Origin of the sequence: Streptomyces sp. CA-179760 (assembly GCF_050937045.1) — a bacterium.
Classification (GTDB): Bacteria; Actinomycetota; Actinomycetes; order Streptomycetales; family Streptomycetaceae; genus Streptomyces.
The window spans coordinates 4,496,481-4,521,578 of the sequence record NZ_JBNJLZ010000001.1; the positions used below are offsets into that span (position 1 = coordinate 4,496,481).

27 protein-coding genes are annotated in these 25,098 nt (G+C 69.9%); 12 read left to right on the forward strand and 15 right to left on the reverse strand.

Annotation, left to right across the window (positions count from 1 at the left end; genetic code table 11):
• Nucleotides 1-7: 7 nt before the first annotated feature.
• From ACQEV8_RS20185 to ACQEV8_RS20210, 6 genes are all read right to left on the reverse strand, one after another.
• Complete coding sequence (locus ACQEV8_RS20185; RefSeq protein WP_432962148.1) at nucleotides 8-853, reverse strand: sulfurtransferase; 846 nt, start codon at nucleotides 851-853, stop codon at nucleotides 8-10.
• Nucleotides 854-990: 137 nt separating this feature from the next.
• On the reverse strand, nucleotides 991-1,071 hold the full coding sequence (locus tag ACQEV8_RS20190) for a putative leader peptide (protein WP_350310325.1): 81 nt from the start codon (nucleotides 1,069-1,071) through the stop codon (nucleotides 991-993).
• A 204-nt stretch (nucleotides 1,072-1,275) separates the two neighbouring features.
• On the reverse strand, nucleotides 1,276-2,013 hold the full coding sequence (locus ACQEV8_RS20195; protein ID WP_432962150.1) for an LmeA family phospholipid-binding protein: 738 nt from the start codon (nucleotides 2,011-2,013) through the stop codon (nucleotides 1,276-1,278).
• A 143-nt stretch (nucleotides 2,014-2,156) separates the two neighbouring features.
• Nucleotides 2,157-3,296, reverse strand: a complete 1,140-nt coding sequence (locus ACQEV8_RS20200; protein WP_432962153.1) for a hypothetical protein — start codon at nucleotides 3,294-3,296, stop codon at nucleotides 2,157-2,159.
• 2 nt (nucleotides 3,297-3,298) lie between these two features.
• Nucleotides 3,299-3,553, reverse strand: coding sequence for a MoaD/ThiS family protein (locus tag ACQEV8_RS20205; protein WP_234845559.1), 255 nt, complete (start codon nucleotides 3,551-3,553; stop codon nucleotides 3,299-3,301).
• Nucleotides 3,554-3,591: 38 nt separating this feature from the next.
• Nucleotides 3,592-4,443, reverse strand: coding sequence for an alpha/beta hydrolase (locus ACQEV8_RS20210; protein WP_432962157.1), 852 nt, complete (start codon nucleotides 4,441-4,443; stop codon nucleotides 3,592-3,594).
• Nucleotides 4,444-4,616: 173 nt separating this feature from the next.
• On the opposite strand from ACQEV8_RS20210, the gene ACQEV8_RS20215 reads away from it, so the two are divergent.
• From ACQEV8_RS20215 to ACQEV8_RS20240, 6 genes are all read left to right on the forward strand, one after another.
• Nucleotides 4,617-5,405: a response regulator transcription factor gene (locus tag ACQEV8_RS20215; RefSeq protein ID WP_432962160.1), complete on the forward strand. Its 789-nt coding sequence runs from the start codon at nucleotides 4,617-4,619 to the stop codon at nucleotides 5,403-5,405.
• A 137-nt stretch (nucleotides 5,406-5,542) separates the two neighbouring features.
• Nucleotides 5,543-6,565, forward strand: a complete 1,023-nt coding sequence (locus ACQEV8_RS20220; protein WP_432962163.1) for a LacI family DNA-binding transcriptional regulator — start codon at nucleotides 5,543-5,545, stop codon at nucleotides 6,563-6,565.
• 122 nt (nucleotides 6,566-6,687) lie between these two features.
• Entirely contained in the window at nucleotides 6,688-7,698 is a 1,011-nt protein-coding gene (locus ACQEV8_RS20225) for a S1C family serine protease (protein ID WP_432962166.1), read from the forward strand.
• A 41-nt stretch (nucleotides 7,699-7,739) separates the two neighbouring features.
• On the forward strand, nucleotides 7,740-7,904 hold the full coding sequence (locus tag ACQEV8_RS20230) for a hypothetical protein (RefSeq protein ID WP_432962169.1): 165 nt from the start codon (nucleotides 7,740-7,742) through the stop codon (nucleotides 7,902-7,904).
• 86 nt (nucleotides 7,905-7,990) lie between these two features.
• Nucleotides 7,991-8,719: a response regulator transcription factor gene (locus ACQEV8_RS20235; RefSeq protein ID WP_432962171.1), complete on the forward strand. Its 729-nt coding sequence runs from the start codon at nucleotides 7,991-7,993 to the stop codon at nucleotides 8,717-8,719.
• Nucleotides 8,716-10,509, forward strand: a complete 1,794-nt coding sequence (locus ACQEV8_RS20240; RefSeq protein ID WP_432962174.1) for a sensor histidine kinase — start codon at nucleotides 8,716-8,718, stop codon at nucleotides 10,507-10,509. Before ACQEV8_RS20235 ends, ACQEV8_RS20240 begins: the two co-directional genes overlap by 4 nt.
• 440 nt (nucleotides 10,510-10,949) lie before the next feature.
• On the opposite strand, the gene ACQEV8_RS20245 is transcribed toward ACQEV8_RS20240, so the two are convergent.
• From ACQEV8_RS20245 to ACQEV8_RS20255, 3 genes are read right to left on the reverse strand one after another with little or no spacing between them, the layout of a single operon-like run.
• Nucleotides 10,950-11,111 carry a hypothetical protein gene (locus ACQEV8_RS20245; RefSeq protein ID WP_432962176.1) on the reverse strand — a complete coding sequence of 54 codons (162 nt, stop codon included), beginning with the start codon at nucleotides 11,109-11,111 and terminating at the stop codon, nucleotides 10,950-10,952.
• Between the two features lie 51 nt (nucleotides 11,112-11,162).
• Nucleotides 11,163-11,384 carry a DUF397 domain-containing protein gene (locus ACQEV8_RS20250; RefSeq protein WP_432962179.1) on the reverse strand — a complete coding sequence of 74 codons (222 nt, stop codon included), beginning with the start codon at nucleotides 11,382-11,384 and terminating at the stop codon, nucleotides 11,163-11,165.
• Complete coding sequence (locus tag ACQEV8_RS20255) at nucleotides 11,381-12,214, reverse strand: helix-turn-helix domain-containing protein (RefSeq protein WP_432962181.1); 834 nt, start codon at nucleotides 12,212-12,214, stop codon at nucleotides 11,381-11,383. Before ACQEV8_RS20255 ends, ACQEV8_RS20250 begins: the two co-directional genes overlap by 4 nt.
• Nucleotides 12,215-12,356: 142 nt before the next feature.
• Here ACQEV8_RS20255 and ACQEV8_RS20260 point away from each other — a divergent pair, with 142 nt between their 5' ends.
• The 4 genes from ACQEV8_RS20260 (at nucleotide 12,357) to ACQEV8_RS20275 (ending at nucleotide 15,944) form a co-directional block, all read left to right on the forward strand.
• Nucleotides 12,357-12,569 carry a hypothetical protein gene (locus tag ACQEV8_RS20260; protein WP_432962184.1) on the forward strand — a complete coding sequence of 71 codons (213 nt, stop codon included), beginning with the start codon at nucleotides 12,357-12,359 and terminating at the stop codon, nucleotides 12,567-12,569.
• Nucleotides 12,566-12,829 carry a hypothetical protein gene (locus ACQEV8_RS20265; protein WP_432962186.1) on the forward strand — a complete coding sequence of 88 codons (264 nt, stop codon included), beginning with the start codon at nucleotides 12,566-12,568 and terminating at the stop codon, nucleotides 12,827-12,829. The genes ACQEV8_RS20260 and ACQEV8_RS20265 overlap by 4 nt, the downstream gene beginning before the upstream one ends.
• Nucleotides 12,830-12,953: 124 nt before the next feature.
• Nucleotides 12,954-13,802, forward strand: a complete 849-nt coding sequence (locus ACQEV8_RS20270; protein WP_432962189.1) for a hypothetical protein — start codon at nucleotides 12,954-12,956, stop codon at nucleotides 13,800-13,802.
• Between the two features lie 78 nt (nucleotides 13,803-13,880).
• Nucleotides 13,881-15,944 carry a pectinesterase family protein gene (locus ACQEV8_RS20275; RefSeq protein ID WP_432962192.1) on the forward strand — a complete coding sequence of 688 codons (2,064 nt, stop codon included), beginning with the start codon at nucleotides 13,881-13,883 and terminating at the stop codon, nucleotides 15,942-15,944.
• Nucleotides 15,945-16,016: 72 nt separating this feature from the next.
• On the opposite strand, the gene ACQEV8_RS20280 is transcribed toward ACQEV8_RS20275, so the two are convergent.
• The 4 genes from ACQEV8_RS20280 to ACQEV8_RS20295 all read right to left on the reverse strand — a co-directional run bounded on the left by ACQEV8_RS20280 (nucleotide 16,017) and on the right by ACQEV8_RS20295 (nucleotide 21,155).
• Nucleotides 16,017-17,051 (reverse strand): glycoside hydrolase family 5 protein, encoded by a 1,035-nt coding sequence (locus ACQEV8_RS20280; RefSeq protein WP_432962194.1) that lies wholly within the window; start codon nucleotides 17,049-17,051, stop codon nucleotides 16,017-16,019.
• A gap of 297 nt (nucleotides 17,052-17,348) precedes the next feature.
• A complete protein-coding gene (locus tag ACQEV8_RS20285) occupies nucleotides 17,349-17,741 on the reverse strand; it encodes a hypothetical protein (RefSeq protein WP_432962197.1) in 393 nt (130 codons plus the stop codon).
• A gap of 296 nt (nucleotides 17,742-18,037) precedes the next feature.
• Nucleotides 18,038-19,273, reverse strand: a complete 1,236-nt coding sequence (locus tag ACQEV8_RS20290; protein WP_432962199.1) for an LmeA family phospholipid-binding protein — start codon at nucleotides 19,271-19,273, stop codon at nucleotides 18,038-18,040.
• A 58-nt stretch (nucleotides 19,274-19,331) separates the two neighbouring features.
• Nucleotides 19,332-21,155: a bifunctional metallophosphatase/5'-nucleotidase gene (locus tag ACQEV8_RS20295; protein WP_432962202.1), complete on the reverse strand. Its 1,824-nt coding sequence runs from the start codon at nucleotides 21,153-21,155 to the stop codon at nucleotides 19,332-19,334.
• A 192-nt stretch (nucleotides 21,156-21,347) separates the two neighbouring features.
• Between ACQEV8_RS20295 and mshD the strand changes: the two genes are divergently transcribed.
• Nucleotides 21,348-22,328, forward strand: coding sequence for a mycothiol synthase (mshD, locus tag ACQEV8_RS20300; protein WP_432962204.1), 981 nt, complete (start codon nucleotides 21,348-21,350; stop codon nucleotides 22,326-22,328).
• A 37-nt stretch (nucleotides 22,329-22,365) separates the two neighbouring features.
• Here the strand turns inward: mshD and ACQEV8_RS20305 are convergent, their stop codons facing one another.
• Entirely contained in the window at nucleotides 22,366-23,121 is a 756-nt protein-coding gene (locus ACQEV8_RS20305; RefSeq protein WP_432962206.1) for an SDR family NAD(P)-dependent oxidoreductase, read from the reverse strand.
• A 165-nt stretch (nucleotides 23,122-23,286) separates the two neighbouring features.
• On the opposite strand from ACQEV8_RS20305, the gene ACQEV8_RS20310 reads away from it, so the two are divergent.
• Complete coding sequence (locus ACQEV8_RS20310; protein ID WP_432962209.1) at nucleotides 23,287-24,141, forward strand: helix-turn-helix transcriptional regulator; 855 nt, start codon at nucleotides 23,287-23,289, stop codon at nucleotides 24,139-24,141.
• Nucleotides 24,142-24,148: 7 nt separating this feature from the next.
• Here the strand turns inward: ACQEV8_RS20310 and ACQEV8_RS20315 are convergent, their stop codons facing one another.
• On the reverse strand, nucleotides 24,149-25,087 hold the full coding sequence (locus ACQEV8_RS20315) for a LysR family transcriptional regulator (RefSeq protein WP_432962212.1): 939 nt from the start codon (nucleotides 25,085-25,087) through the stop codon (nucleotides 24,149-24,151).
• Between the last annotated feature and the right edge of the window lie 11 nt (nucleotides 25,088-25,098).

A 25,098-nucleotide genomic window follows, 5' to 3' on the forward strand; every position in this document is an offset into this window, starting at 1 on the left:
GGAGGTCCTACTTGTTGGCGCCGAGCTCGATCGGCACGCCCACCAGGGAGCCGTACTCGGTCCAGGAGCCGTCGTAGTTCTTGACGTTCTCCACACCGAGCAGCTCGTGCAGCACGAACCAGGTCAGCGCGGAGCGCTCACCGATGCGGCAGTAGGCGATGGTGTCCTTGGCCAGGTCGACGCTCTCCTCGGCGTAGAGCTCCTTGAGCTCGTCGTCCGACTTGAAGGTGCCGTCGTCGTTGGCGTTCTTGGACCACGGGATGTTCCGGGCGCTCGGCACGTGGCCGGGGCGCTGGGACTGCTCCTGCGGCAGGTGGGCCGGGGCGAGCAGCTTGCCGGAGAACTCGTCGGGCGAGCGCACGTCGACCAGGTTCTGCGAACCGATGGCCGCCACGACGTCGTCGCGGAAGGCGCGGATGGACGTGTTCTGGGCCTTGGCCTTGTAGTCCGTCTTCGGACGCTCCGGCACCTCGTCGCCGGCGACGAGCTCGCGGGCGTCGAGCTCCCACTTCTTGCGGCCGCCGTCGAGGAGCTTGACGTTGTCGTGGCCGTACAGCTTGAAGTACCAGTACGCGTACGACGCGAACCAGTTGTTGTTGCCGCCGTACAGGACCACCGTGTGGTCGTTGCCGATGCCCTTGTCCGACAGGAGCTTCTCGAAGCCCTCCTGCGTCACGAAGTCACGGCGCACCGGGTCCTGGAGGTCCTTGGTCCAGTCGATCCGGATGGCGTTCCTGATGTGGTTCTTCTCGTAGGCGGACGTGTCCTCGTCCACCTCGACGATGGCGATGGTCGGGTCGTCCAGGTGCTCCTGGAGCCAGTCGGCGTCGACCAGGACGTCGCTGCGGCTCATGCTCTTTCTCCTCCGGGGCAGTTACGGCGGGGCGTGCGAGGTATGCAGGGGCGCGCGCCCATGACGAGGGCGGCGCACGTGTGCCCTTGATGCAGGGCGGCGGGGATGCGCGCGTCGGAGCAGGCCGACGCGATCGCTCAGAAGGTGCGACAGAGCATGGCGGCGACGCGGCACAGGTCTACTGCCCGCCGCTTCGTGAGATCCGCCTGTCGCTTCATGCCGTCGATCGTAGGGACGGCAGGGTGCGCATGTCACCGGTGTGTCGCATATTGAGACGCAAAGATCCGCCATATGGGATCAGCGACCTGTCCGTGCGTCTCCCGCACGGTTTCCGGCCGCCTGTATTCGCCGTCACATCTGCGCTACGGACTCCGCCGTCTCGCCCACCGGACAGCCCTGGTCGGTGCCGCCTCGCGCCTTGCCTACCCGGCCAGCCGGACGTTGGAACCCTTCACCGTGATCTCCACGCCGTTCGGCGCCGCCTGGACCTTGTCCAGCTGGATGCCGCCGGGCAGGCCGTCGATCTTCTGCTGGAAGTCGGTGATGGCCCGGACGCGGGACTCGGCGATGTCGACGCCGCCGAACTTGGGCAGACCGTCGGCCTTCACCCGCACCTCGCCGTCGACCACCGTCACCGAGCTGAGCACGGAGACCGGCTCGGGCAGCTTGGTGCCGAGGACGGTGGCCTCGACGGTGACCTTGATCTTGCCGTTGCCGCCGTCGGAGAGGCCGACGACGTTGGCGGTGACGCCCGGGGCGACCTGGGTCGGCTCGGACTTCGCCGTCTTCAGCAGCTCGTCGTAGGCGATGGTCGCGGTGCCGGTGGCGCTGCTGGCCGTGGCGGAGCTGTAGTCGCCGGAGAACTCGACGCCCTGCATGTCTGCCTGGAGGTTGTCGATCCGGATCTTCTGGCCGCCGTTGCCCGCGGCGGCCTCGTAGTCCTGGATGCCGACCTCGATGTCGTCCAGGGAACCGCCGGCGACCTGGGTGAGGAACGGGAAGCCCTTGATGGAGACATCGGGGGTCGCCGAGAGGTTCTCCGTCGTCTTCAGGCGGTCGGCGGCCTCGTCCTCGGCGAAGTTCACCGCGACACGGTCGGCGATCACGAAGAGCCCGCCCAGGATCACGACGAAGATCAGCAGTATTCGCAATGCGCGCATGCGGTGTTTCCCCCACCTCGGCGGTTGGACGGCGGTCCGGTCCCTGACGACCGGGTGGCCGTCCAAGCGTGAGGGTAACTCCGTGAGATGTGAGCGCCCGGGATTTGTCGATCATCTGTGACAGGCGCTCAGCGGACTGTGCGTCAGGCCAGGGCCCGGCCCAGCACGTAGACAGCGGGGGCGGCGGCGGCCAGGGGCAGGGCCACTCCCGCCGTGAAGTGGACGAAGCGCGACGGGTAGTCGTAGCTGGCGACCCGGTGGCCGATCAGGGCGCAGGCGCCCGCGCCCGCTCCCAGAAGGGCGCCGTGCGTGCCCAGGTCCGTCAGTGTGCCGACCGCGCTGCCCGCCCCGGACGCCGCGAGCAGCGCCACCACCACGGACGCCACCGTGCGCGGCGGCGGTACGAGAGCCCGGGCCAGGACCGCGACGGCCACCGCCACCGCACCCACCGTCACCGCGTCCGCGTCGGCCGCGAGATAGCCGCCCGCGACGATGGCCAGCGCCGATGCCGCGACCGTCGCCATCAGGCCGTACATCCGCTCGTCCGGGTCGGCGTGCGAGCGCAGCTGCAGGACGAGGGAGAGCAGGACCCAGACGCCGAGCGTGCCCAGGATCGCCGACGGCGAGCGGTCCGACACCAGCAGCGCCGTGTCAGCGGCCAGCGCCCCCGCGAAGCCCAGCGCGATGCCCTGCCGGGCCGGCCACATCCCGTTCAGCCGGAACCAGCCCGCCGCGGTGACGGCCTGGAGGGCGACGAGCGGAACCAGGAGGGCGTACGTGCCGACGGCCGCGGCGCCCGCCAGCAGCAGCCCGAGCAGCGCCGTCAGCGCGGCCGGCTGCATCCCCGGCTCCATGATCGGCGACCGCCCCTCCGCCCACGCCCGCTGCGCGTCCGTGACGCGCGTGTTCCCGCCGACGGTGGCGGGGCCGTACCCGGCATCGGGAGCGGGAGGGTCGGGGACCGCCTCGGGGGCCGGAGCCGCGTACGCCTGCGGCGGCAGATACGCCGTCTCCTCCGCCGCGGCGGTCACCGGCTGGTGCGTCTGCGTCTCCCAGGTGTGCCCCTGCCACTGCTGCGTGTACTGCGGGTGCTGGGGGTGCTGGGGATGCTGCGGATGCTGCGGGTGCTGCGGGTGCTGCGGGTGCTGCGGGTGCTGCGGGTGCTGCTGAGCAACGTACGGATCCTCGTACGGCTGCTGCCCGGGCCACGCCTGCGGCTGCTGTTGCGGCTGCTGCTGCTGCTGCCCGTAGGGATCGTAGCCCTCATACGGCTGGTTGCTCATCGTCATCCTCCTGCGAACGGCGGGAGCACCTCGACCGTGCCGCCGTCGGCCAGCCGTACCGTCTCATGTCCGCGGGTGCCCACGGGGTCACCGTCGACGAGGAACGAGCATCGCCGCAGGACACGCTCGAGTTCGCCGGGGTGTCGCTCGCGCACCCCGTCGAGCGCCTCGGCGAGCGTGACCGCCTCGTACGGCTCCTCGGCCACCCCGGCCGCGGCCTTGGCGGCGGCCCAGTAGCGCACCGTGACCTTTGGCATCTCTGCTTCCTCATCGCTCGTCGGTGAACTCCGTCAGGCTAGCCCGCCCGGCCGACGGCCCAGTCCCCGATGCGCGCCAGCAACGCGTCGTCCGCCGCGTTCTCGGCATGCCCCATGCCCGGCTCCAGCCACAGTTCGCCCTGGTCACCTGCTGCCGCGGCCAGCATGCGGGGGTGGTCGAGCGGGAAGTAGCCGTCGGCGTCGCCGTGCACGATCAGCAGGGGCGTGGGCGCGATCCGCGCCGCCGCCTCCACCGGGGAGAGGGGGACCGGGTCCCAGTCCCGGTGGTGGATGCGCGTACCGAAGCCGTACCGGCTCACCGCCCGTCCCTCGGGCCGCGTCACCAGCCAGTGCAGCCGGCGCATCGGTGCCGTCCCCCGGTAGTACCAGCGTGCGGGCGCGCTGACGGACACCACCGCGTCCGTGCCCGCCTCGTACAGCGCCGCGTGCCGCAGCACCACCGACCCGCCCATGGAGAACCCCACCGTCACCACGCGCGCGTGCCCGAGTTCCCGGGCCCACTCGACGGCCACCGCCAGGTCGAGCACCTCCCGGTCCCCGACCGTGGACCGCCCGCCGGATGCCCCGTGGCCCCGGAAGGAGAAGGTGACGACGGCCCCGTGCCGGGCGAACGCCTCGGCCACCCGCCGCACGTGCGGCCGGTCCACGGCACCGGTGAAGCCGTGGGCGACGACGAACACGGGATGAGCGGAAGGCGTCCCGGAGGCGTCGTATACGGCGGTACCCGGGTCGTATACGGCGTCGATGGTCACGCCGTCGGCGGTGCGCAAAAAGGTCCGTTTCGGAGTCCGCACAGGCGTTCTTGCGTCCGTCTCGGAGTTCGGACGAACGGTGGAACGCGCCACATGACCTGCCGGACCAGAGCTCATGTGGGCTATTCTGCTGGGCAGAGGACTCGGGCAGCGTTGCCCCCGGGTCCTTTTGTGCTTTCGGAAGCGTTGTATACGAAGCGGGAAACCGCAGGTGTACGGGGCCTTCGGGATCGCAGAGCGGTGCTGTTGCCAACAAACGTCCTCGCAGGGACCGAGGAGGAACCAGACATATGAGTTCTCTGCTGCTCCTGACCAACGCCCTCCAGCCGTCGACGGAGGTGCTCCCCGCCCTCGGCCTGCTCCTGCACAACGTGCGAGTGGCCCCCGCGGAGGGCCCCGCCCTCGTCGACACCCCGGGTGCCGATGTCATCCTCGTCGACGGCCGGCGCGACCTGCCGCAGGTCCGCAGCCTGTGCCAGCTGCTCCGGTCGACCGGCCCGGGCTGTCCGCTGATCCTCGTCGTCACCGAGGGCGGTCTCGCCGCCGTCACCGCCGACTGGGGCATCGACGACGTCCTGCTCGACACCGCCGGCCCGGCGGAGGTCGAGGCCCGGCTGCGGCTGTCCATGGGACGGCAGCAGATCGTCAGCGACGACTCCCCGATGGAGATCCGCAACGGCGACCTGTCGGTCGACGAGGCGACGTACTCCGCCAAACTCAAGGGCCGCGTCCTCGACCTCACCTTCAAGGAGTTCGAGCTCCTGAAGTACCTCGCCCAGCACCCCGGCCGCGTCTTCACCCGCGCCCAGCTGCTGCAGGAGGTCTGGGGCTACGACTACTTCGGCGGTACGCGCACGGTCGACGTGCACGTACGACGGCTGCGCGCCAAGCTCGGCCCCGAGCACGAGTCGCTGATCGGCACCGTCCGGAACGTCGGTTATCGATTCGTTACGCCGGAGAAGCCGGAGAAGATGGAGCGCGCCACCGAGGAGGCGAAGGCCAAGGCCGCCAAGGCAAAGCAGGACAGCACGGACAAGTCGGCCGCCCTGGAGGGCGTCGAGGCCCGTACCAAGGCATAAAGAGGCGTATCGCGGTGCCCACCTGGGCATCGCTTTCCGCACGGAGTTCACGCGGGCGCCCGGACGGCGATCGGGATATCGTACGTAACCTCCTTTACGCCCTGCCCAGAGCAGGTATATCCGCGTAGACTCCGCGCGTGGCCAAGGTGACTCGGGATGATGTGGCGCGGCTGGCAGGGACTTCCACTGCCGTGGTCAGCTATGTCATCAACAACGGACCCCGGCCGGTCGCCCCGGCCACGCGCGAGCGTGTACTCGCCGCGATCAAGGAACTGGGGTACCGGCCCGACCGCGTGGCCCAGGCCATGGCGTCCCGGCGTACGGATCTCATAGGCCTGATCGTGCCGGACGCGCGCCAGCCCTTCTTCGGGGAGATGGCGCACGCGGTCGAACAGGCCGCGTCCGAGCGCGGAAAGATGGTGCTCGTCGGGAACTCCGACTACATCGGCGAACGCGAGGTCCACTATCTGCGGGCCTTCCTCGGCATGCGCGTCTCGGGGCTCATCCTCGTCAGCCACGCGCTCAACGACCTGGCAGCCGCCGAGATCGAGGCCTGGGACGCCCGGGTCGTGCTGCTGCACGAGCGGCCCGAGTCCATCGACGACGTCGCCGTCGTCACGGACGACCTGGACGGCGCCGAACTCGCCGTACGGCACCTGCTGGACCACGGGCACGAGTACGTCGCCTGTATGGGCGGCATAGCGGAGACCCCGGTGGTCGGCGACCCGGTGTCCGACCACGTCGAGGGCTGGCGCCGCGCGATGGCCGAGGCCGGGATCTCCACGGAGGGCCGTCTCTTCGAGGCGCTCTACAACCGCTACGACGCCTATCAGGCCGCCCTGAAGATCCTCTCCGGCCCCGAGCGGCCGCCCGCGATCTTCTGCTCCACCGACGACCAGGCGATCGGCCTGCTGCGGGCGGCGCGCGAGCTGCGCATCGACGTCCCCGGCGAGCTGGCGGTGGCCGGGTTCGACGACATCAAGGAAGCGGCGCTGACCGACCCGCCCCTGACCACGGTGGCCTCCGACCGCCCGGCGATGGCCCGGGCCGCGGTGGACCTCGTCCTCGACGACGGCCTGCGGGTCGCGGGGGCGCGGCGGGAGCGGCTGAAGGTGTTCCCGTCCCGGTTGGTCACGCGGCGGTCCTGCGGCTGCGCGTAGCCTCCGGCGGCCCAGCGGCGGGCCTCTTTGCCGGGCCTCTTTATATCGGGCATACGAGGTTCTGTCGGGCTTCTCAGGGAGCACTCAGGAAGCTCTCATGGTCGGGCGACAAGCTCATTTGCATGACCGAGAGCTTCCACCGCAGTGGCGAGTACGAGAACCCTTACGAGGGTCAGCAGCAGGCCCCGGTGAACCCCGAGTGGCCGCCCCCGCCGGCGTACGCCCCGGCTCCCGCTCCGCACGCTCCGAAGAAGCGCCGCGGTGGCCCCGTCGCCCTGCTCGCCGCCGTGGCGATCGTCGCCGCGGCGATAGGCGGCGGCACCGCCTACGGCATCCAGGAGCTGACCGGCAACGACACCGTCACCTCCAGCTCCACCAGCACCAACGTGGTGCCGTCCAGCCAGAAGGGCACGGTCTCCGGGGTCGCCAAGGCGGTCAGCCCGAGCATCGTCGAGATCAACGCCGACTCCAACGCAGGATCCTCCACCGGCTCCGGCGTGATCATCACGGGCGACGGCGAGATCATCACCAACAACCACGTCGTCGCCGGTGCCTCGCAGATCAAGGTGAGGACCAACGACGGCAAGTCCTACACCGCCAAGGTCGTCGGCACCGACAGCAAGAAGGACCTCGCGCTGATCAAGCTGGAGAACGCCTCCGGCCTGAAGACCGCGACGCTCGGCGACTCGGCTGGGGTGGGCGTCGGCGACCAGGTCGTGGCCATCGGCTCCCCCGAGGGCCTGACCGGCACCGTCACCAGCGGCATCATCTCCGCCCTCGACCGGGACGTCACGGTCTCCACGGACGAGAGCCAGGGGCAGGGACAGGGGCAGGGACAGCAGGGCGGCGGCGAGTGGCCGTTCGAGTTCGGCGGCCGGGAGTTCAACGGCGACACCGGCTCGGACACGACGACGTACAAGGCGCTCCAGACCGACGCGTCCCTCAACCCGGGCAACTCCGGCGGCGCGCTGATCGACATGAACGGCAACATCATCGGGATCAACTCCGCGATGTACTCGGCGGCGGGCGCGTCCTCCTCCGCGGCGGCGGGCAGCGTGGGCCTGGGCTTCGCGATCCCGATCAACACCGTCAAGGCCGACCTCGCCACGCTGCGGGCCGGTTCCACCGACTGAGCCTGTTCACCGAGCTCGTTGATCCGATGAGGAGTACGGCGATGATCCAGCAGATCGCACATACAGAGTCCGGCGGCGATCCGGCCGGGGTCGGGCTGGCCCTGGCGGTGGCGTACGAACTGCACGCGGCGACGCGGGCGCCGGAGGTGGCGGCCCGCCGGGCGGGCCGGGCCGCGACCGCCCGACGCCGCACCGTACGGGCCTGACGCTCCTCCCGGCATCGCCCGCGGGCGTGCGACGCTGAGAGCGTCAGAGCGCCCCTCCCCTCCTTCACACCCGAGGACCCCGACCCATGAGCCCCGCAGACGGCGACCGTGACCCCCAGCGCATCCTGATCGTCGACGACGAGCCGGCGGTACGCGAAGCACTCCAGCGCAGTCTCGCCTTCGAGGGGTACGGGACCGAGGTCGCCGTCGACGGCGCGGACGCGCTGGTGAAGGCCGCGGCGTACCGGCCCGACCTGGTCGTCCTCGACATCCAGATGCCCCGTATGGACGGCCTGACGGCAGCGCGCCGCATCCGCGCCACCGGCGACACGACGCCCATCCTGATGCTCACGGCCCGCGACACCGTCGGCGACCGGGTCACGGGCCTCGACGCGGGCGCCGACGACTACCTGGTCAAGCCCTTCGAGCTGGACGAACTCTTCGCCCGCATCCGCGCCCTGCTGCGCCGCAGCTCCTACGCGGCGGCCGTGGGCGCGGGCGACGAGGACGCGCTCACCTTCGCCGACCTGCGCATGGACCTCGCGACGCGCGAGGTCACCCGGGCCGGCCGCCAGGTGGAGCTGACCCGCACGGAGTTCACGCTCCTGGAGATGTTCATGGCCCACCCGCGCCAGGTCCTCACCCGGGAGCAGATCCTGAAGGCGGTGTGGGGCTTCGACTTCGAACCGTCGTCGAACTCCCTCGACGTCTACGTCATGTACCTGCGCCGCAAGACCGAGGCGGGCGGCGAACCGCGCCTCGTCCACACAGTGCGCGGTGTCGGGTACGTACTGCGGGCGGGCGGCGCGGAGTGAACAAGGCCGTACGCCGCTACCGCTCCCTGCCGATCCGGTCCCGACTGGCGCTGCTGGTGGCGGCGGCGGTGGCGTTCGCGGTGGCGGCGGTGTCGGTGACGTGCTGGTTCATCGTGCAGGGGAAGTTGTACGACCAGGTCGACGACGACCTGCAGTCGTCGTTCCGGACCATGCAGGCGGACGAGTTCGACGCGCTGACCAAGACGTGCCCCCAGAACCCTTCCAACACGCTCGGCGGGGCGCCACGCCCGCAGACCTACGCGCAGGTGGTCAGGACCGACGGCAAGGTCTGCCGCTTCAGCAGCCTCATGCCCCAGGTGAACGTGACGAGCGGCGACAAGGCCGTTGCCAAGAATCCCGATCCCAGGACGGCCGTACTGCGCAACGGCAAGGACAGCGACGGCAACTCGGTGCGCGTACTGACCACGGCGGTGGTCGTGAAGGACGGCCCGTTCCAGCAGGGCGTGGCCGCCGACTACGCGCTGGTCATCGCCGTCCCGCTCAAGGGAACGGAGTCCACGCTCAACGAACTGGCGCTGATCCTGCTCCTGGTCTCGGGCGTGGGGGTGATGGGCGCCGGGGCGGCCGGCCTGACGGTGGCGAGGGCGGGCCTGCGCCCGGTCGACAAACTCACGGAAGCCGTCGAGCATGTGGCCCGCACGGAGGACCTGGACGTCCGCATCCCGGTGGACGACGACAGCGACGACGAGGTGGCCCGCCTCTCCCGCTCCTTCAACTCGATGACCTCGGCCCTGGCCAGCTCCCGAGAACTCCAGCAACAGCTCATCGCCGACGCGGGCCACGAGCTGCGCACGCCCCTCACCTCACTCCGCACCAACATCGAACTCCTCACCCGCAGCGAGGAGACGGGCCGCCCCATCCCCGAGGCAGACCGCAAGGCCCTGCTCGCCTCGGTGAAGGCGCAGATGACGGAACTGGCCGCACTCATCGGCGACCTCCAGGAACTCTCCCGCCCCGACACCGGCCAGCACTCGGCCCCGACCCAGATCGTCGCGTGGCAGGACACCGTCGAGTCGGCCCTGCGCCGCGCCCGGCTGCGCGGACCGGAGCTGACGATCACAGCGGACATCCAGCCCTGGTTCGTCCGAGCGGAGCCCTCCGCCCTGGAACGGGCGGTGGTCAACATCCTCGACAACGCGGTGAAGTTCAGCCCGGAGGGCGGCACGATCGTGGTCCGGCTGGTGGCCGGTGAGCTGTCGATCCGCGACCACGGCCCGGGCATCCCCGCCGACGAACTCCCCCACGTCTTCGACCGCTTCTGGCGCTCCCCAGCGCACGGGCACTACCGGGCTCGGGCCTGGGCCTGTCGATCGTGGCCCGCACGGTCCAACAGGCGGGCGGCGAGGTGTCCCTGTCCCACGCGGAGGGCGGCGGCACTGTGGCGACGGTACGACTGCCGGGGGCGGCGGTACCCCCACCAGAGGATCTGCCCTCGCCCTGAAGTCAGGAGTGGGTCGGCTACAGCACATCGAACGGAAACTGTCGGGGCCGCCCGCTTCTTTCCAGTGTCGTGCTTCCACGAGCCGAGTAAAGGGCGCTCCGCGTCGCCTTCGGCGATGGCCCTACGGGCCACCCTTGGCTCGCCTCGCTCCAACACGAGCGAGAAGCGAGCGAACGGCCCGAAAGGCGGGTGGCCAGGGCAGACACCCCTTCGGTCGGCTGGCTGGCCGCTCGGCAACGGGGGCAGCGCGCTCGCGCCTCGCCTGCACGCCGGGCGGGCTCAGGGGCGAGCGGTGGATGGGAGGTGCAGCGGGGTCGCACGGGCGTAGGAGGGGCGATGGGAGCACTTGGGCCACGCTGTCCAGCTCTCACCTGCGACCCTGCTCCCGCCCATGGCCCATCCGCTCCAATCACCAGTAGGGGTGCCGCTTTTATCTTGGTTTGCCACCGCGCCACCACCCACCGCTCGCCGCTGAGCGCACCCGGCGTGCAGGCGAGGCACGAGCGCGCACGTCAACGCCGGTCAGCGAAGCAAGGGGCCGAAGACCGCAAACGGGCCTGGCCACCCGCCTTTCCGGGCCGCTCGCTCGCTTCTCTCCCGTGCTGGAGCGGCCTGGGTCAAGGGTCGGTCGCAGGCCGATCGCCGAAGGCGACGCGAAGCGCCCTTGATGCAGGCCGTGGGAGCACGACACTGCCAAAGAAGCGGGCGGCCCCTACAGTTACCTGATGACGTGCGTGAGGAACGACGCCCCACACAGCGGCACTGAGGTCAACAGTGAACTTCATCCTGCTCGGCGATCTGCGCCGCAGTCCGTTTCTGGGCAGCCAACTGCTCGACGAGTTGCCTCAAGGTCACGCCCCGTTCCCGGGCAACCTGGGCGAGATGGTCACGGGCTGTTCGGGACACCTTGATGGTCGCGCGCTCTGTCATAGCCCCACCATGACCGCCCCACAACCTCAGCCGGGTCGACAGTCACCCGAGTCACCCGGAGAGGTGCGCCGAGCTGTCGTCCTTGACACCGGCGAGGAACGACACCCAGGGACTCGCGCCGAACACGAGTATCGGGCTGTGCGGGAGCTTGCTGTCGCGGACGGGGACTATGCCGGGGTGGTCGTCGGCGACCTCCAGGCAGTTCGTGCCGCCCCCGTCGCTGTAGGACGACTTGCGCCATGCGGCGGTGCTGAGGTCAGGGGCTCGGTTCATTCTCTGCACTCCTCTAGAAGGCGCTTGATGAACGCCGTCGACTCCAAGGGAGTCAGCGCCGCGTCCCTGACGCGATCGTAGGACAAACGGAAGCGCAGAACCTTGTCCGCTTCCGCGATCAACTCACCGAAGCCGTTGCCCTCCGTCCAGGCGACTGGATCACCAACGCGCTGCCAGAAGAGCCAGAGGTGGCTGTCCATGAGGGCGTGCACCCCGGCCGTGAAGGGCAATACCTGGATCGCGACGTTCGGCAACTCGGCCGAGTCCAGGAGGTGTGCCAACTGCTCCGCCCACACCTTCGCGTCAGGAACAGGCCGCCGCAGAGCCACCTCGTCCAGGATCACACGTACGTCCGGCGCCGACTCGCGGTACAGCAACTCCTGTCGCCCCATCCGCGCAGCCACCTGTTCTTCGACTTCCTCACCGTTGCCTGCCGTTGTCTGGGCGCCAGACAACCCTGACAACACCGCGCGGGCATAGTCCTCGGTCTGCAAGAGGCCCGGCACGCGCAGCTGGAACATCCACATGATCTGCGCCGTCGCCTCAAGGTCCATGAACGCCTTGTACTTGTCCTTGATGACCTCGCGGCGCGCCTCCCGCCACTCGCGAACCAGCAGGTCACCGGACCCGTAGTAGCTGTCCAGATCCTCCATGACCGCCCGCTTGGAGAGCCGCTCCCCCTTCTCCAAGCGACTCAGGTAGCTCTTGTCGTACCCGGTGTCCTCGGCCAGCTGTCCGAGCGACTTACCCGCCTGCTCGCGCAGAAAGCTCAAGGTCCGTCCGAGCCCTGCCCGCCCCGACTCCCGCTCCCCGTCAACCACTTCGCCCACGTCACCCCTCGCTGTTGCCTGGAGCGCCAGGCAACACCTGACCCCTTCCGCAGCGTACGGGCAACCAGTGACGATGAGAGCACGAACGGTAATCGCCGCTCGTCACCCCCTGCCTCCCCCTGCCCTGAGAAGGGATGCCCTCGTGCGTCTGCGTATCGCCGAGCTCTGCGAGTCACTGCTCCTCACCCTCGTACGGCTCCTGTTGCCCGCCCGAGGGCGTCATCGAGCCGCCACGCCGACCCTGCGGCCACCACCCCCGCCCGCGCACACCCCACGTCCCCTCCACGTAGAGCCCCTCCTCATGGACACCCCGCTGGTCCGCCCCTACCTCCACGCCCTGGAGATCTACGCATGAGGCTCCTCCCCTGGACCGGCACCGACGGCAAGCCCTGCTACCTCTCCACCGACGACCCGCACAGCCTGCTCTCACAGCTCGCCGACGACGTCGAGGCCGCTCAACTCGCCTCCGCCGAGCAGGTGCTCGCGGGCGCCAGGGCCGTACTCGAAGACGCCGAGGCCGGTGAACGTGCCGTTCGTTTCGCGCTGACGAGGGCCGTGGAGTCTCTGGGAGACGTACTGCGCGTCGCGGTCGGCCGGGACAGCGGCGCCCGATAAAGCAGGACAAGCCCGCCCGCCAGCTGTCAATGTCCTGTCATACCCATCAGTAGCGCAAACACCCGCCCCTGCTCTGACATCTTCACTGCCGTCACAGAACCGCGAGCAGGAGTGAGCCCCCCACATGCGTCTCATCCGCACGTCAACTCTGAAGAAATGCGGCGCAGTTGCCGCTTCCACCGCCCTCGCCATAACCGGTCTGCTGGCCGGCGCGGGGACCGCTGCCGCCGGGCCCGCCGGGGCGACCAACATCCGGGGTGTGGACCCCGGGGACACCGACCGTATGGTCGAGCGGCTCTGCGGTCAGGAGACGAGCCTGACCGGCGTCTACGGCGCCCTCAACGTCGACACCGGTGAGTTCAAGACCCGGGACGAGTACCTGCGGGACGTCTTCGGGCTGTGGAAGCCCGCCGGGCCGTGGGAGCTGTTCCGCGGCTGGTGCGGGTACGCCGAGGCCTCGACCTGGTCCGTCAAGGGCGACACCGTCCGGACGTCCCGGTGGATCGGCAACAAGGGCTCCGCCGACGACAAGGAGACCTTCGTCAGCAGCTACAGCACCAAGACGTTCGCGAAGAAGAGCGTCGGCGGCACCATCAGTCTCTCCCTCGCCAAGAGCATCTTCAGCGGAACGGTGGGCGGCAGCGCCGGCTACGAGTGGGGCTGGGAGAAGGAGTCCAAGTTCGAGACCCGCAGCGAGAAGACCATTCCGCCGTGCCGTCAGGTCGCCGTGACCTGGACGCCGTACCAGCGCGTGGTGCGGGTGAACCCCGTCTTCCAGGTCGAGGACTACCAGTGGGACAAGGGGGACGGGGAGCGGACCGTGCACAGCTGGCGTGACCGGGGGTACCAGACCATCTACTCGCACGGGTACTACATCGACGGCATCTCCGACACGCTCCTGCCCAGCGGCCAGCCCGACGGCCGCGAGGACAAGATCGAGGAGAAGCTCGACCCCGCGTCCTGCACCAAGTAAGGCGCACACACCGGCAACCTTTCCGTGTGGGGCGGCGACTGATCAGCGGTCATTCCCCCACACGGAACGGATCACCGCATGAGTGAGCCGCGCAGCAAGGCCCGTCATCGTCGCCGCAGAACCCGCAAAGCCCTGGCGGTCGGGGTCCCCCTGGCCCTGACCGCCGCCGGCACCCTCGCCTACGGCAGCGACCTCGGCGTCCTCGGCGGCACCGGCCGGCAGGCCTCCGCCGCCACCCCGGCGTGGGCCGCCGACACCGCCGACGGATTCGCCTCCGTCAACTCCCTCGGGCAGAACGGGACGTACGGCGGGCGGGACGGCAAGACCGTCACCGTGAAGACGCAGGCCGAGCTGGAGAAGTACGCCACCGCCACCGAGCCGTATGTGATCGTCGTCGCCGGGACCATCGCCATGAACCCGGTCGGCAAAGAGATCAAGGTGCAGTCCGACAAGACCATCGTCGGGTCCGGGACCTCCGGGCACATCGTCGGCGGTGGGTTCTTCCTCGGGTCCGGCGTGCACAACGTGATCATCCGGAACTTGACCATCCGGGACGCGTACCAGGGCATCTGGAACGACAAGGACCATGACTTCGACGCCATCCAGATGGACGGTGCGCACCATGTGTGGATCGATCACAACGATCTGCGGCACATGGCCGACGGGCTCATCGACGTCCGCAAGGACTCGACGAACGTCACCGTCTCCTGGAACAAGCTGAGCGACAACAACAAGACCTTCGGCATCGGCTGGACCGAGAACGTCAAGACCGACATCACGATCCACCACAACTGGATCCGCGAGACCGAGCAGCGCAACCCCTCTACCGACAACGCCGCCCACGCCCACCTCTACAACAACTTCCTCGAGGACGCCGCGGGCACCGCCATCAAGTCGTCGTACGGCAACTACTCGCGCGGCGCGACGAAGATGGTCCTGGAGAACTCCTACTTCCAGGGCATCAAGAACCCCGTCATCAAGGACAGCGGCGCCGCGATCGTGCAGCGGGGGAGCGTCTTCTCCGGGACCAGTGGGAGGAACGAGAGCGGCGGGAGTGCCTTCGATCCGAAGGCCTACTACCCGTACACCCTTGACCAGGCCGCCGACATCCCCGGCATCCTGCGGTCCGGTGTCGGGCCCCGGTCCGGCATCGGTACGACCGCCGCCGCCACCAAGGCCGCCGCCGCGACCACGCTCACCGTCGCCGCCGACGGCAGCGGTCAGTACCGGACCGTGCAGGCCGCCGTGAACGCCGTACCGGCGAACAATCCGTCGCGCGTCGTGATCGCCGTGAAGCCGGGGACGTACCGGGAACTCGTCAAGGTGCCGTCCAACAAGCCGCACGTCACCATCCAGGGCACCGGCGGCAGCCGCAAGGACACGACCATCGTCTACAACAACGCGGCCGGCACGCCCAAGCCCGGCGGCGGTACGTACGGCACCGGCGGCAGCGCCACCGTCGCCGTCGAGGCCGACGACTTCCAGGCCCGGAACCTGACCATCTCCAACGACTTCGACGAGAAGGCCAACCAGAGCCTCAGCGGGCATCAGGCCGTCGCCCTGCGGACCGCCTCCGACAAGGTGTTCCTGGACGGGATCATCGTCAACGGCGACCAGGACACGCTGCTGCTCGACACCGCCGCCAAGGACAAGCTGGGGCGGGTCTACGTCAGCAACTCCTACGTCGTCGGCAACGTCGACTTCATCTTCGGGCGGGCCACGGCCGTCGTCGACAAGTCCGTCATCACGCTGAAGAAGCGCTGGGACGGCACCTCGGCCGGTTACGTCACGGCTCCCAGCACGGCCGCCAACCGCAAGGGCATCCTGATCGCCAACTCCACGGTGAGCGGCGACGTCTCGAACGGCAGCTTCTTCCTCGGCCGGCCCTGGCACGCGGGCGGGGACGCCTCGCTCGACCCGCAGACCACGGTCCGCAACACCAGCCTCAGTGCGGCGGTGAAGTCCACGCCGTGGACCGACATGAGCGGCTTCTCGTGGAAGGACGACCGGTTCGCCGAGTACAAGAACTCCGGGGCCGGGGCGGGCAGTGCGAACAGCAACCGGCCGCATCTGAGCGACGCGCAGGCCGCCGGCCAGGAGGTCGCGGACTGGCTCGCGGGCTGGACGCCTTCGGCGTCCTGACGGCTCCCTTCCGGGTCCGGCTGACAAGCGGCGCCGGACCCGGAAGGGTCACCATCGTGATCCCCTGGAGGACTACTGCTTCCAGGCGTAGTGCAGCCGGTCCAGGCCGCTCTGGTTGTTCAGCGTCAGGCTGAGGTTCGTGCCCGTGCCCTGGAGCGTGGTGAGGGAGTAGGTGTCACCGTTGCGCAGGCCGGGCCAGTAGACCGAGCCCAGGCCCAGCTCCCGGATGGTGTCGGTCGCGGCCTGTATGTACGCGATCTCGTTGGAGGTGCCCACCGGGCCGTTGTAGTCCAGGCCGGTGGTCATGGAAGCGCCGAACTCGTCGAGGATCGTGCGCGAGGCGCAGTCCCCGATGCGCGACTTGAAGTCCGCCTTCCACTGGTCGACGCTGGTCCAGTCGGTGTGCCAGAAGCCGTAGTTGTGCAGGGCGAGCCGGGTGCCCTTGAGGCGAGGGTCGGCGCAGACGGGCTTGACGTCCTCGCTGTACTTGTACCCGCCGATCACCATCCGGTCGCGGGGCACCTTGCGGTAGGTGCTCACCCACTTCGCGGCGACGTCGGTCCACTCCTGCGCGGTGTAGCCGAACGGCTCGTTCATCGGCTCGAAGTACACCTTGGAGTTGCGGGCGTAGTCGGAGGTGATCCGCGCCCACATCCGGTTCCAGGTGGCCTGGTCGTCGATCTTGCCGTCCTTGGCGTTGTCGGCCTCCCAGTAGCCCAGGATGACCTTGAACCCCTTGGCGGTGGCGGCGTCGATCGCGCCCCGGTACGACTTCCAGAAGGGGCCGTTGACCGAGGTCGGGTTGACCGGGAGACGGACCGTGTTGGCGCCGAGCTTGGAGAAGCCGGTGATGATCGCCTTCGACTTGGCGTACGTGGTGGCGTAGCTGTCGGTGGTGGACAGGCCCGAGGGCACGACCGCGTCGTCGGCGTAGTTGTCGCGCGGGTCGGCCCAGTTGACGCCCTTGAAGTCGCTGACGGGCGGCGGTGTGGCGGGACGGTAGGCCGGCGAGGCGGCAGCGGGGGAAGCGAGCGCTCCGCCGAATGCCGTGACGCAGGCCAGCAGCGCCCCCACGCAAGCTGTCCCGCGATGGTTCTTTTGAGACACGACATCCCCATTCTGAGCATGTGCGAAGTGAGTAGCCCAGAGGCGGACCGCTCAGTGGAGCACGAAACTAGAAGGAGACTCGAACAGAGGTCAACACTTCTGCACACAAAGTTTCACCCAGGAAGCCCCCCGGGCCTCAGGAGGACTCGTACCTGGGCCTCAGGGGGACTTCTCCCCGTCCGAGGACGACGAGGACATGTCCTCCAGGTTCTTGCGCGCCTTGTCCGAAAGCTGCTTCTTCCCGGGCACTGCGCATGGCCTTGCCCGCCCCCGGGAACCTGCGCTCCTCGGACTCCTTCATGACCCCGTAGAGCATGGCGGCGGCCCGCTTCTGCGTGGCGCCCATGCCGGCGAGGAGTTCCTCGTCCAGTTCCTCGCGCGCGCGGCGGCCGCGACCATGGCCTCGTGCTCGGCGTCCAGCGCCTGGACCAGCTCGTTGTACGTGGTTCCGAGGTCCTCGCTCCCCGGGTGCTGGACCTTCTTGTTCGACGTGATGTACGGGCCGGCGCCGCGGCCCTTGTTCACCGTGTACGGGCCGAAGGGGCTCTGGCCGGGGCCGTAGGTGGGCGCCGCCTGGCCGCGTTTCGTCCCCCGCTCGTTGGCCCTGCGCAGCCGGTTCAACCCGTCCATGGGCTTCTCCTCGGCCGGGCCTTCGCCGTTGCCGCCCTGGGGCATGCGCTGCACGGCCACGAAGGCGGCGTTTCCCGCGGTGCGCTGGAGCGAGATCGCCGCGTCCGGTGTCAGCTGTCCGCCGGCTGCCAGCCGGGCCGCCCGGGCGCCGTCCTCGTGCGGCCGGAGCAGGGGCCGGTGGGGTGTCCGGCCCGCGCGTCCGCCTCCGACTCCGGGGACCTACCGTGCCTGTGCATCCGCATCATCCTCGTCTCGGTCCGGTACGCCGCCATTCTCGGAGGTTCACCGAGCAGGGGCAGCGACCGCGCGGACAGACTCTCGGGCACGATCCACTGCTCGAACGGGGGCGGGCGTCGTCAGCCGCCCACCGTCAGCCCCGAGCCCGACAACCGCACCCGGATGCCGTCCTCCTCCACCCGCACGTCCTCCAGCTTCACGTTCCCCTGCTCCGGCTTGGGCAGTTCGAAGGCCAGGGCGAGGCGGTCGGCCAGGACCGGGCGGGTCAGGCTCGACAGCTCGCCGAGGAGGTCGGGGTCGAGGCCCAGACGCTTGAGCACCTGGGGATTGTTCAGGGCGAGGTCGATGAGGTTGAGGCGTTCGGCCTGGCGGGCGAAGCGCGGGGAGCCGGTCAGCTCGGCGAGCTTGCCGTTGTCGGCCAGGGCCTCGTTCACGGTCGCCTCGGGCACACCCATGCGCTGCACGATGGCCGGGACCGACAGCAGTGCCTTGGCCTTCTCGGTCTCCCGGGCCAGGTCGGCGGAGGCCTTGGGCGTCAGATGCAGCCCCTCCGAGGCGCGCTTGCCGGGGCGGTAGGTGGCCAGGTCCCCGATGTCCAGGCGCATGCCACCGATCTCCGTGGCGATGCCCCGCTCCCCCTGCCGCTGGATCCGGGCCTCGGCCCGCAGCTTCAGGTTGTGCCCGGCGACCGGCAGGGTGCCGCGCGCCCGAACCCGGTCCCGGCCCTCGCCGGTGAACGTCACCTGGGAGGCTCCGAGTTCGCGGTTGAGGTCCTCGAAGGAGAGCACGACGTCCCCGTCGAACCGGGGAACATCGGCGCCGCGCACGGAGGTCAGACCGTCGGCGTTCAGCCGTACATCGTGGGCCGTGGCCGACACCTTCGCCAGCGAGACCCGGTCGGCGGCGACGTCCGGGACGGTCACCTTCACCGACTCCAGCCGCTTGTCGGCGAGCTGGGTGAGGAAGGGGAAGCCGCCGATCTCCACCTCGGGCGCGGCAGCCAGGTCCAGGCGGTCCTTGAGGGTGCCGGCGGCCTTGTGCTCGGCGTACAGCACCGCCCAGCGGTCACCGAGGGCGGCGAACGAGGCGAGAACGACCAGGCCCACCACCGCCTTCACCGCGAGCGGCAGCCCGGCGAAACGATTCTTTCGCCGTCGGCCGCCACGGCGGTGGTCGGGCGGCGACCACTCCGGTTCCCGCTCGTCCCGCGGCTCCGCGTCCTCGCCGAGGAAGTCCTGCAGAGGGGTCGCCTCCAGAGGCCCGTCGTCGAGGGCGCCGAGTTCGTCGTAGGGGTTGAGGGGCTGCTCGGAGCGGTCGTCGGAATGGTGCGTGTCCATGCGGTGGGGGGTGCGCATCGTCTCATCCGACCATGCGCACCGCCCCATCACGCAACCTGAACCCCACCTATGCGATTTACTTCACGATGGTGATGCGGTCCGCCTTCGGCGGCGCGATCGGCTGGGACGCCGAGGAGTTGGCCGTCAGGTACTGCTCCAGAGCGGCCAGATCGTCGAGGCCGACGACGTCGTTCGTGCCCTGGCCCAGCGTCGGGAATCCGTCGCCGCCGCCCGCGAGGAAGCTGTTCGTCGCGACACGGTAGGTGGCCGCCGGGTCGATGGCCTTGCCGTCCAGCTTGACCGAGTCGGTGACGACGCGGTCGGCACCCGACTTGGTGAGGTCCAGCGTGTAGGTCAGGCCGGAGGACACCTGGAGCACCTTCGGCGCCGCCGCGTTCGCGCCGGTCACCTGCTCCTTGAGAACCTGGATCAGCTGCGCGCCCGTGAAGTTCTGAAGGTTCACGGTGTTCGCGAACGGCTGGACCGTGAAGCCCTCCGCGTATGTCACGACACCGTCGCCTTCACCGGCTTTGGCCGCATACGTCAGGGGTGCCCGGATACCGCCCGGGTTCATCAGCGCCAGGTCGGTCTCCGGGTCGAGCTTCTTGCCGTGGGCGAGCTGGGCGTCGGCGATCAGGTCGCCGAGCGGGGACTCGCTGCCGGTGTTGCCGATGTCGCCGGAGATGTAGCCGATCGGCTTGTTGCCGATGGGCGCGGCCAGGGTGTTCCACTTGCTGATCAGCCGCGTCATGTCGGGCGCCTTGGGGACGTCCCGGGTGACCACGCGGTTCGCCGACTTCACGGCCGTACGGGCGATGTCGCCGGTCTTCCGGTCGTACGTCAGCGTGGTGTCGGTGTAGAGGCGGCCGAAGGACGCGGCCGAGGTGACCATGCGGGGCTTGCCCGCCGGGTCGTCGATCGAGCACACGTACGCGTTGTGGGTGTGGCCGGTGACCAGCGCGTCCACCTGCGGCGTGACGTTCTTGGCGATGTCGACGATCGGCCCGGAGATGCCGTCGCCCGCGCCCGGGGAGTCACAGTCGTAGTTGTACGACGTCGACGCCGGGAAGCCGCCCTCGTGGATGAGGGCGACGATGGACTTCACGCCCTTCTTCCGCAGCTCCTTGGCGTACTTGTTGATCGTCTCGACCTCGTCCTTGAAGGCCAGGCCCTTGACGCCCTCGGCGGAGACGATGTCCGGGGTGCCCTCCAGGGTCACGCCGATGAAGCCGACCTTGACGTCCTTCTTCTTCCACACCCAGTAGGGCTTGAGGATCGGCTTCTTCGTCTTCTCGTCGAGGACGTTGGCGGCCAGGTAGGGGAAGTCGGCGCCCTTGAACTTCTTGTCCGTGTAGCAGCCGTCCTTCGGGTGGCAGCCGCCCTTCTGCAGGCGGCCCAGCTCCTTGGCGCCCTCGTCGAACTCGTGGTTGCCGACGGAGGTGACGTCGAGGTCGAGCTTGTTCAGCGCCTCGATCGTCGGCTCGTCGTGGAAGAGCCCGGAGATCAGCGGGGAGGCACCGACCATGTCGCCGCCGGCGGCGGTGACGGAGTACTTCTCGCCCTTGCGGGCCTCGCGCAGATGCGTGGCCAGGTACTCCACGCCACCCGCGTCGATGGTCTTCGTCGTACCGTCCGCCTGCTGCTCGGTGACCCGGCCGGAAGAACCGGCGGGCGGCTCCAGGTTGCCGTGCAGGTCGTTGAACGACAGCAGCTGGACATCCTGGTAGCGGCCGGGCCAGTGACCGCCCTTGCGGTGGTCCTCACCGGCGGTCGCCGACCCCGGCAGCCCGGCGGCGGCCAGAGCGCCGACGGTGACGACACCGGCGGCGATTGCGACGAAACGGTTCGTACGACGTCTACGGCGCTCCTGGTGCGCCGGTGCCGGTGAAGTGGCTGGCATACGCCCCCCTGTGGGTCTGCTGCTGCGTTGTCTGCTGCTGCTTGTGCGGACGGTGATGTCGTCCTGTTCGGACGGTGATGTCGTCCGGCGCAGCCTAGAGTCAACGCGCGTAGCGCGACAGGGCTTTCGTGGTTACGACCTGGTTGCTTCTTTGCCGCGGATTTGCCGGTGGGTCCCCGTACCCTCGTACGCATGACCAGCGACGACACCGTAAGGCCCGGACGCCCCCGCTCGATCGAGACCCTTGCCGCGCTCTCCCCCGAGCAGACCGAGGCCGTGCTCGGGCTGCTCGCCGAAGCCGCCCGGACCGACGGGCAGCAGGCGGTGTCCGAACAGGGCCGGTTGCAGTTGCAGCACTTCAGGGCGGAGCGAAGCGACTCCGTTGAGGGTGGTGGTGGGCGACGGGCGGGCAGCGAGCGGGAGGGCGTGGCGCATCTGCTGCTCACCGTCGACGGCGAACTCGTCGGCTATGCCCAGCTGGAGGACACCGACCCGGTGGAGCCGCCGGCCGCCGAGCTGGTCGTCCATCCCGGGCATCGCGGGCACGGGCACGGGCGGGCGCTCGGGTCCGCCCTGCTGGCCGCCTCCGGCAAGCGGCTGCGGGTGTGGGCGCACGGCGGCCACTCCGCGGCACGGCATCTCGCGCAGGTCCTGGGCCTGACCCTGTTCCGTGAACTGCGTCAGATGCGCCGCCCGTTGACCGACTTCGACGCCTCCTATCCGGTGCTCCCCGAGGGCGTCACCGTCCGCGCCTTCGTGCCCGGCCGGGACGACGCGGCCTGGCTCGCCGTGAACGCCGCCGCCTTCGCCCACCACCCCGAGCAGGGCTCCCTCACGCAGCGGGACCTCGACGACCGCAAGTCCGAGCCGTGGTTCGACCCCGCCGGTTTCTTCCTCGCCTTCCGCGGCGACGAACTCGTCGGCTTCCACTGGACCAAGGTCCACGCCGAGGAGGGCCTCGGCGAGGTCTACGTCCTCGGCGTCGGCCCCGGCGCCCAGGGCGGCGGCCTCGGCAAGTCCCTGACCACGATCGGCCTGCGGCACCTGGCGGGGCGGGGCCTGCCGACGGCGATGCTCTACGTCGACGCCGACAACAAGGCGGCGGTGACGGTGTACGAGCGGCTGGGGTTCGAGACGCACGAGGTGGATCTGATGTACCGGACGGAGACCTGACGGAGCCGGGCGAGGCCAAGACCGGTGAGCCGGCGGATCAGTGCGCGGTGAGTCCGCCGTCGACGACGAACTCCGCCCCCGTGACGAACGAGGACTCGTCGCCGGCCAGGAACAGCATCGTGGGTGCGATCTCCTCGGGGCGGCCGGCCCGCCGCATCGGGGTCCGCGCGATATCGGGCTGCTGATCCCCCTCCGCGTCGAGGATCTCCTGGATCATCGGGGTGGCGATGACGCCCGGGTGCACGGAGTTCACGCGGACACCCCGAGTCGCGTACTCCACCGCGGCGGTCTTGGTGAGCAGGCGTACCGCTCCCTTGGACGCCTGGTATGCGGCGGCAGCCCCGCTGCCGATCAGTCCCAGGACGGACGAGGTGTTGATCACCGAGCCGTTGCCGCTCGCGCGCAGCAACGGCATGGCCGTCTTCATGCCCAGCCAGGTGCCTGTCTGGTTGACCGCGATCACCCGGTCCCACGCCTGACGATCGGTATCTTCGACACCGGGCCAGTCCACGACGCCCGCGATGTTCACCAGTACCTCCAGCCCCGTGAAGTGCTGCTCGACCCGGGCGACGGCCTCGCCCCAGTGCTGTGCCGAGGTCACGTCCAGGCCGATGCCCACGGCCTCGGCGCCGTAGCTCCGCAGCCGTGCCGCGAGGTCCGCTGCGGCTTCGGCGGCGGCGTCTGTGACCATGAGACGCGCTCCTTCGCGGGCGAACAGCTCCGCGGTGGCCCGGCCGATGCCACCTGTTGCGCCGGTGATCAGCGCCGTCTTTCCTGCCAGTCGTCCCGTCATGGCGGTGCTCAGCTCCTCTCCTCGGTTCTTCGATCAGCGCGCTCATTCGCGTCTGTCGTCGTTCTCCACCGAGAGTGGGCAGGCCGAGGTCCGTCGCCCAGGCCGCACGCTGCCTGGGTGCGGCACACCCAGGCAGCGCCAGGACCCCATGCCTAGCCTGGACGCATGGCTGACAACCACCTGGGCGACTTCCTCCGCACACGCCGTGCCGATCAGCGGCCGGAGGACGTCGGCATGGCCGGCTACGGGACCCGCAGGGTCGCCGGACTGCGCCGTGAGGAGGTCGCCGTCCTTGCCGGAATGAGCGCCGACTACTACACGCGCCTGGAGCAGGGACGCGAACGCAATCCCTCACCCCAGGTGCTCGACGCCCTCAGCCGCGCGCTGCGGCTCGACGCGGATGCCCGCGCGCACCTGTACCGGCTGGCCGGGGCCGCTCCGGGCGACCATGTCGCCGTACACACCGCCGACTCGGTCAGCCCCGCGCTGTGCCAGCTGCTGGACGGCTACCCGAACACCCCCGCCTTCGTCCTCGACCGGACGCTGGACATCCTCGCCACCAACGCCCTGGCCGACGCCCTCTACGCGCCGTTCGACCCGGCGGACAACCTGGCGCGCATGACGTTCCTCGACCCCGCGGGCCGGCGCTTCTACACGGACTGGGACCGGGCGTCCCAGGCCACCGTCGCCAACCTGCGCAACGCGGCGGGCTTCGACCCGGACGCCCCCCGGCTGCGTGCACTGGTCGGCACCCTCACCGAGCAGAGCGCGGAGTTCACCCACCTGTGGAACGCCCACACCGTGCGCGGCAAGACCCAGGACGCCAAGCACCTCCTCCACCCGGACGTCGGCGCCCTCACTCTCACCTACCAGGCGTTCGACGTGCGGGACGCGCCCGGCCAGCAGCTCGTCATCTACCACGCCGAGCCGGGCAGCCCCAGCGCCCAGGCCCTGGGACTCCTCGGATCCCTCCACGCCACCCGGCGCCCGGCCGCGCCCCGCCCCCAGGGACGGTCCTAGCCTCCGCTCACCGCACAGGCTGCGCCCACGACGGCCGCCAGGTCTCCCCCTCGGTCGGGCGCGGGCGCGTCGCCAGCAGGTGATCGCGGAGGGCCGCCAGCCCGGGGTGTGGGTTGTCCGTGCGCCACAGCAGTGAGTGCGGGTAGACCGGCATCGGGTCGCGCACGGGGACGAGGCGCAGGTCGTGGCCGGTCGGCCAGACGAGCGGGGTGCGTTCGCTGAGGAACGTCGACAGGGTCGGAGAGGCCGCGATGGTGTCCAGGAGTGCCTCGATGCCGAAGTTGGGGCCGATGGTGTCGATGGTCGGGCCGAAGGTCGCGGCGAGTTCGTCGTAGTACGCGGCCCACTCCGTGCCGGGTTCGTTGCCCGGCATCCAGATCCGGTGCCCGGCCAGTCGCGCGGGTGTCACCGAGGCGGCCCGGGCGAACTCGTGGCCGGGGCCGACGCACAGCCGCAGCGGCTCGTCGAGGACCGGGACGGCTTCGACGCCGTCGGGGAGCCGGTGCCCGGGCATGGTGACGGCACGGAACGTGGCGTCGACGGCCCCGTCCCGCACCGCGGCCAGCGCCGTGTCCGCGCCGAACAGCGTGACGACGTCCAGGGTGATCCCCGGATGCGCCAGGTGGAAGTCCCGTACCAGTCCGGCCGTGGCGACCCGGCGCCCCACGATGTCCACCCGTAGCGCACGGTCCCCGGGGCTCACGGCGGCCACGGCCCGCTCCTCGGCCCGGAGCAGGGCCCGGGCGTGCGGCAGGAGCGCCTGCCCGTCGATGGTGAGCTCCGCTCCCCGGGCCGTGCGCACGAGCAGCCGCACCCCGAGGTCCTTCTCCAGCGCGGCGATCCGCTTGGAGACGGCTTGCTGGGTGAGGTCCAGATCCACCGCGGCCTTCTGGAACTGCCCGGAGTCGGCGATGGCGACGAAGGCCCGTACGGCTTTGAGATCCACGCCGACAGCCT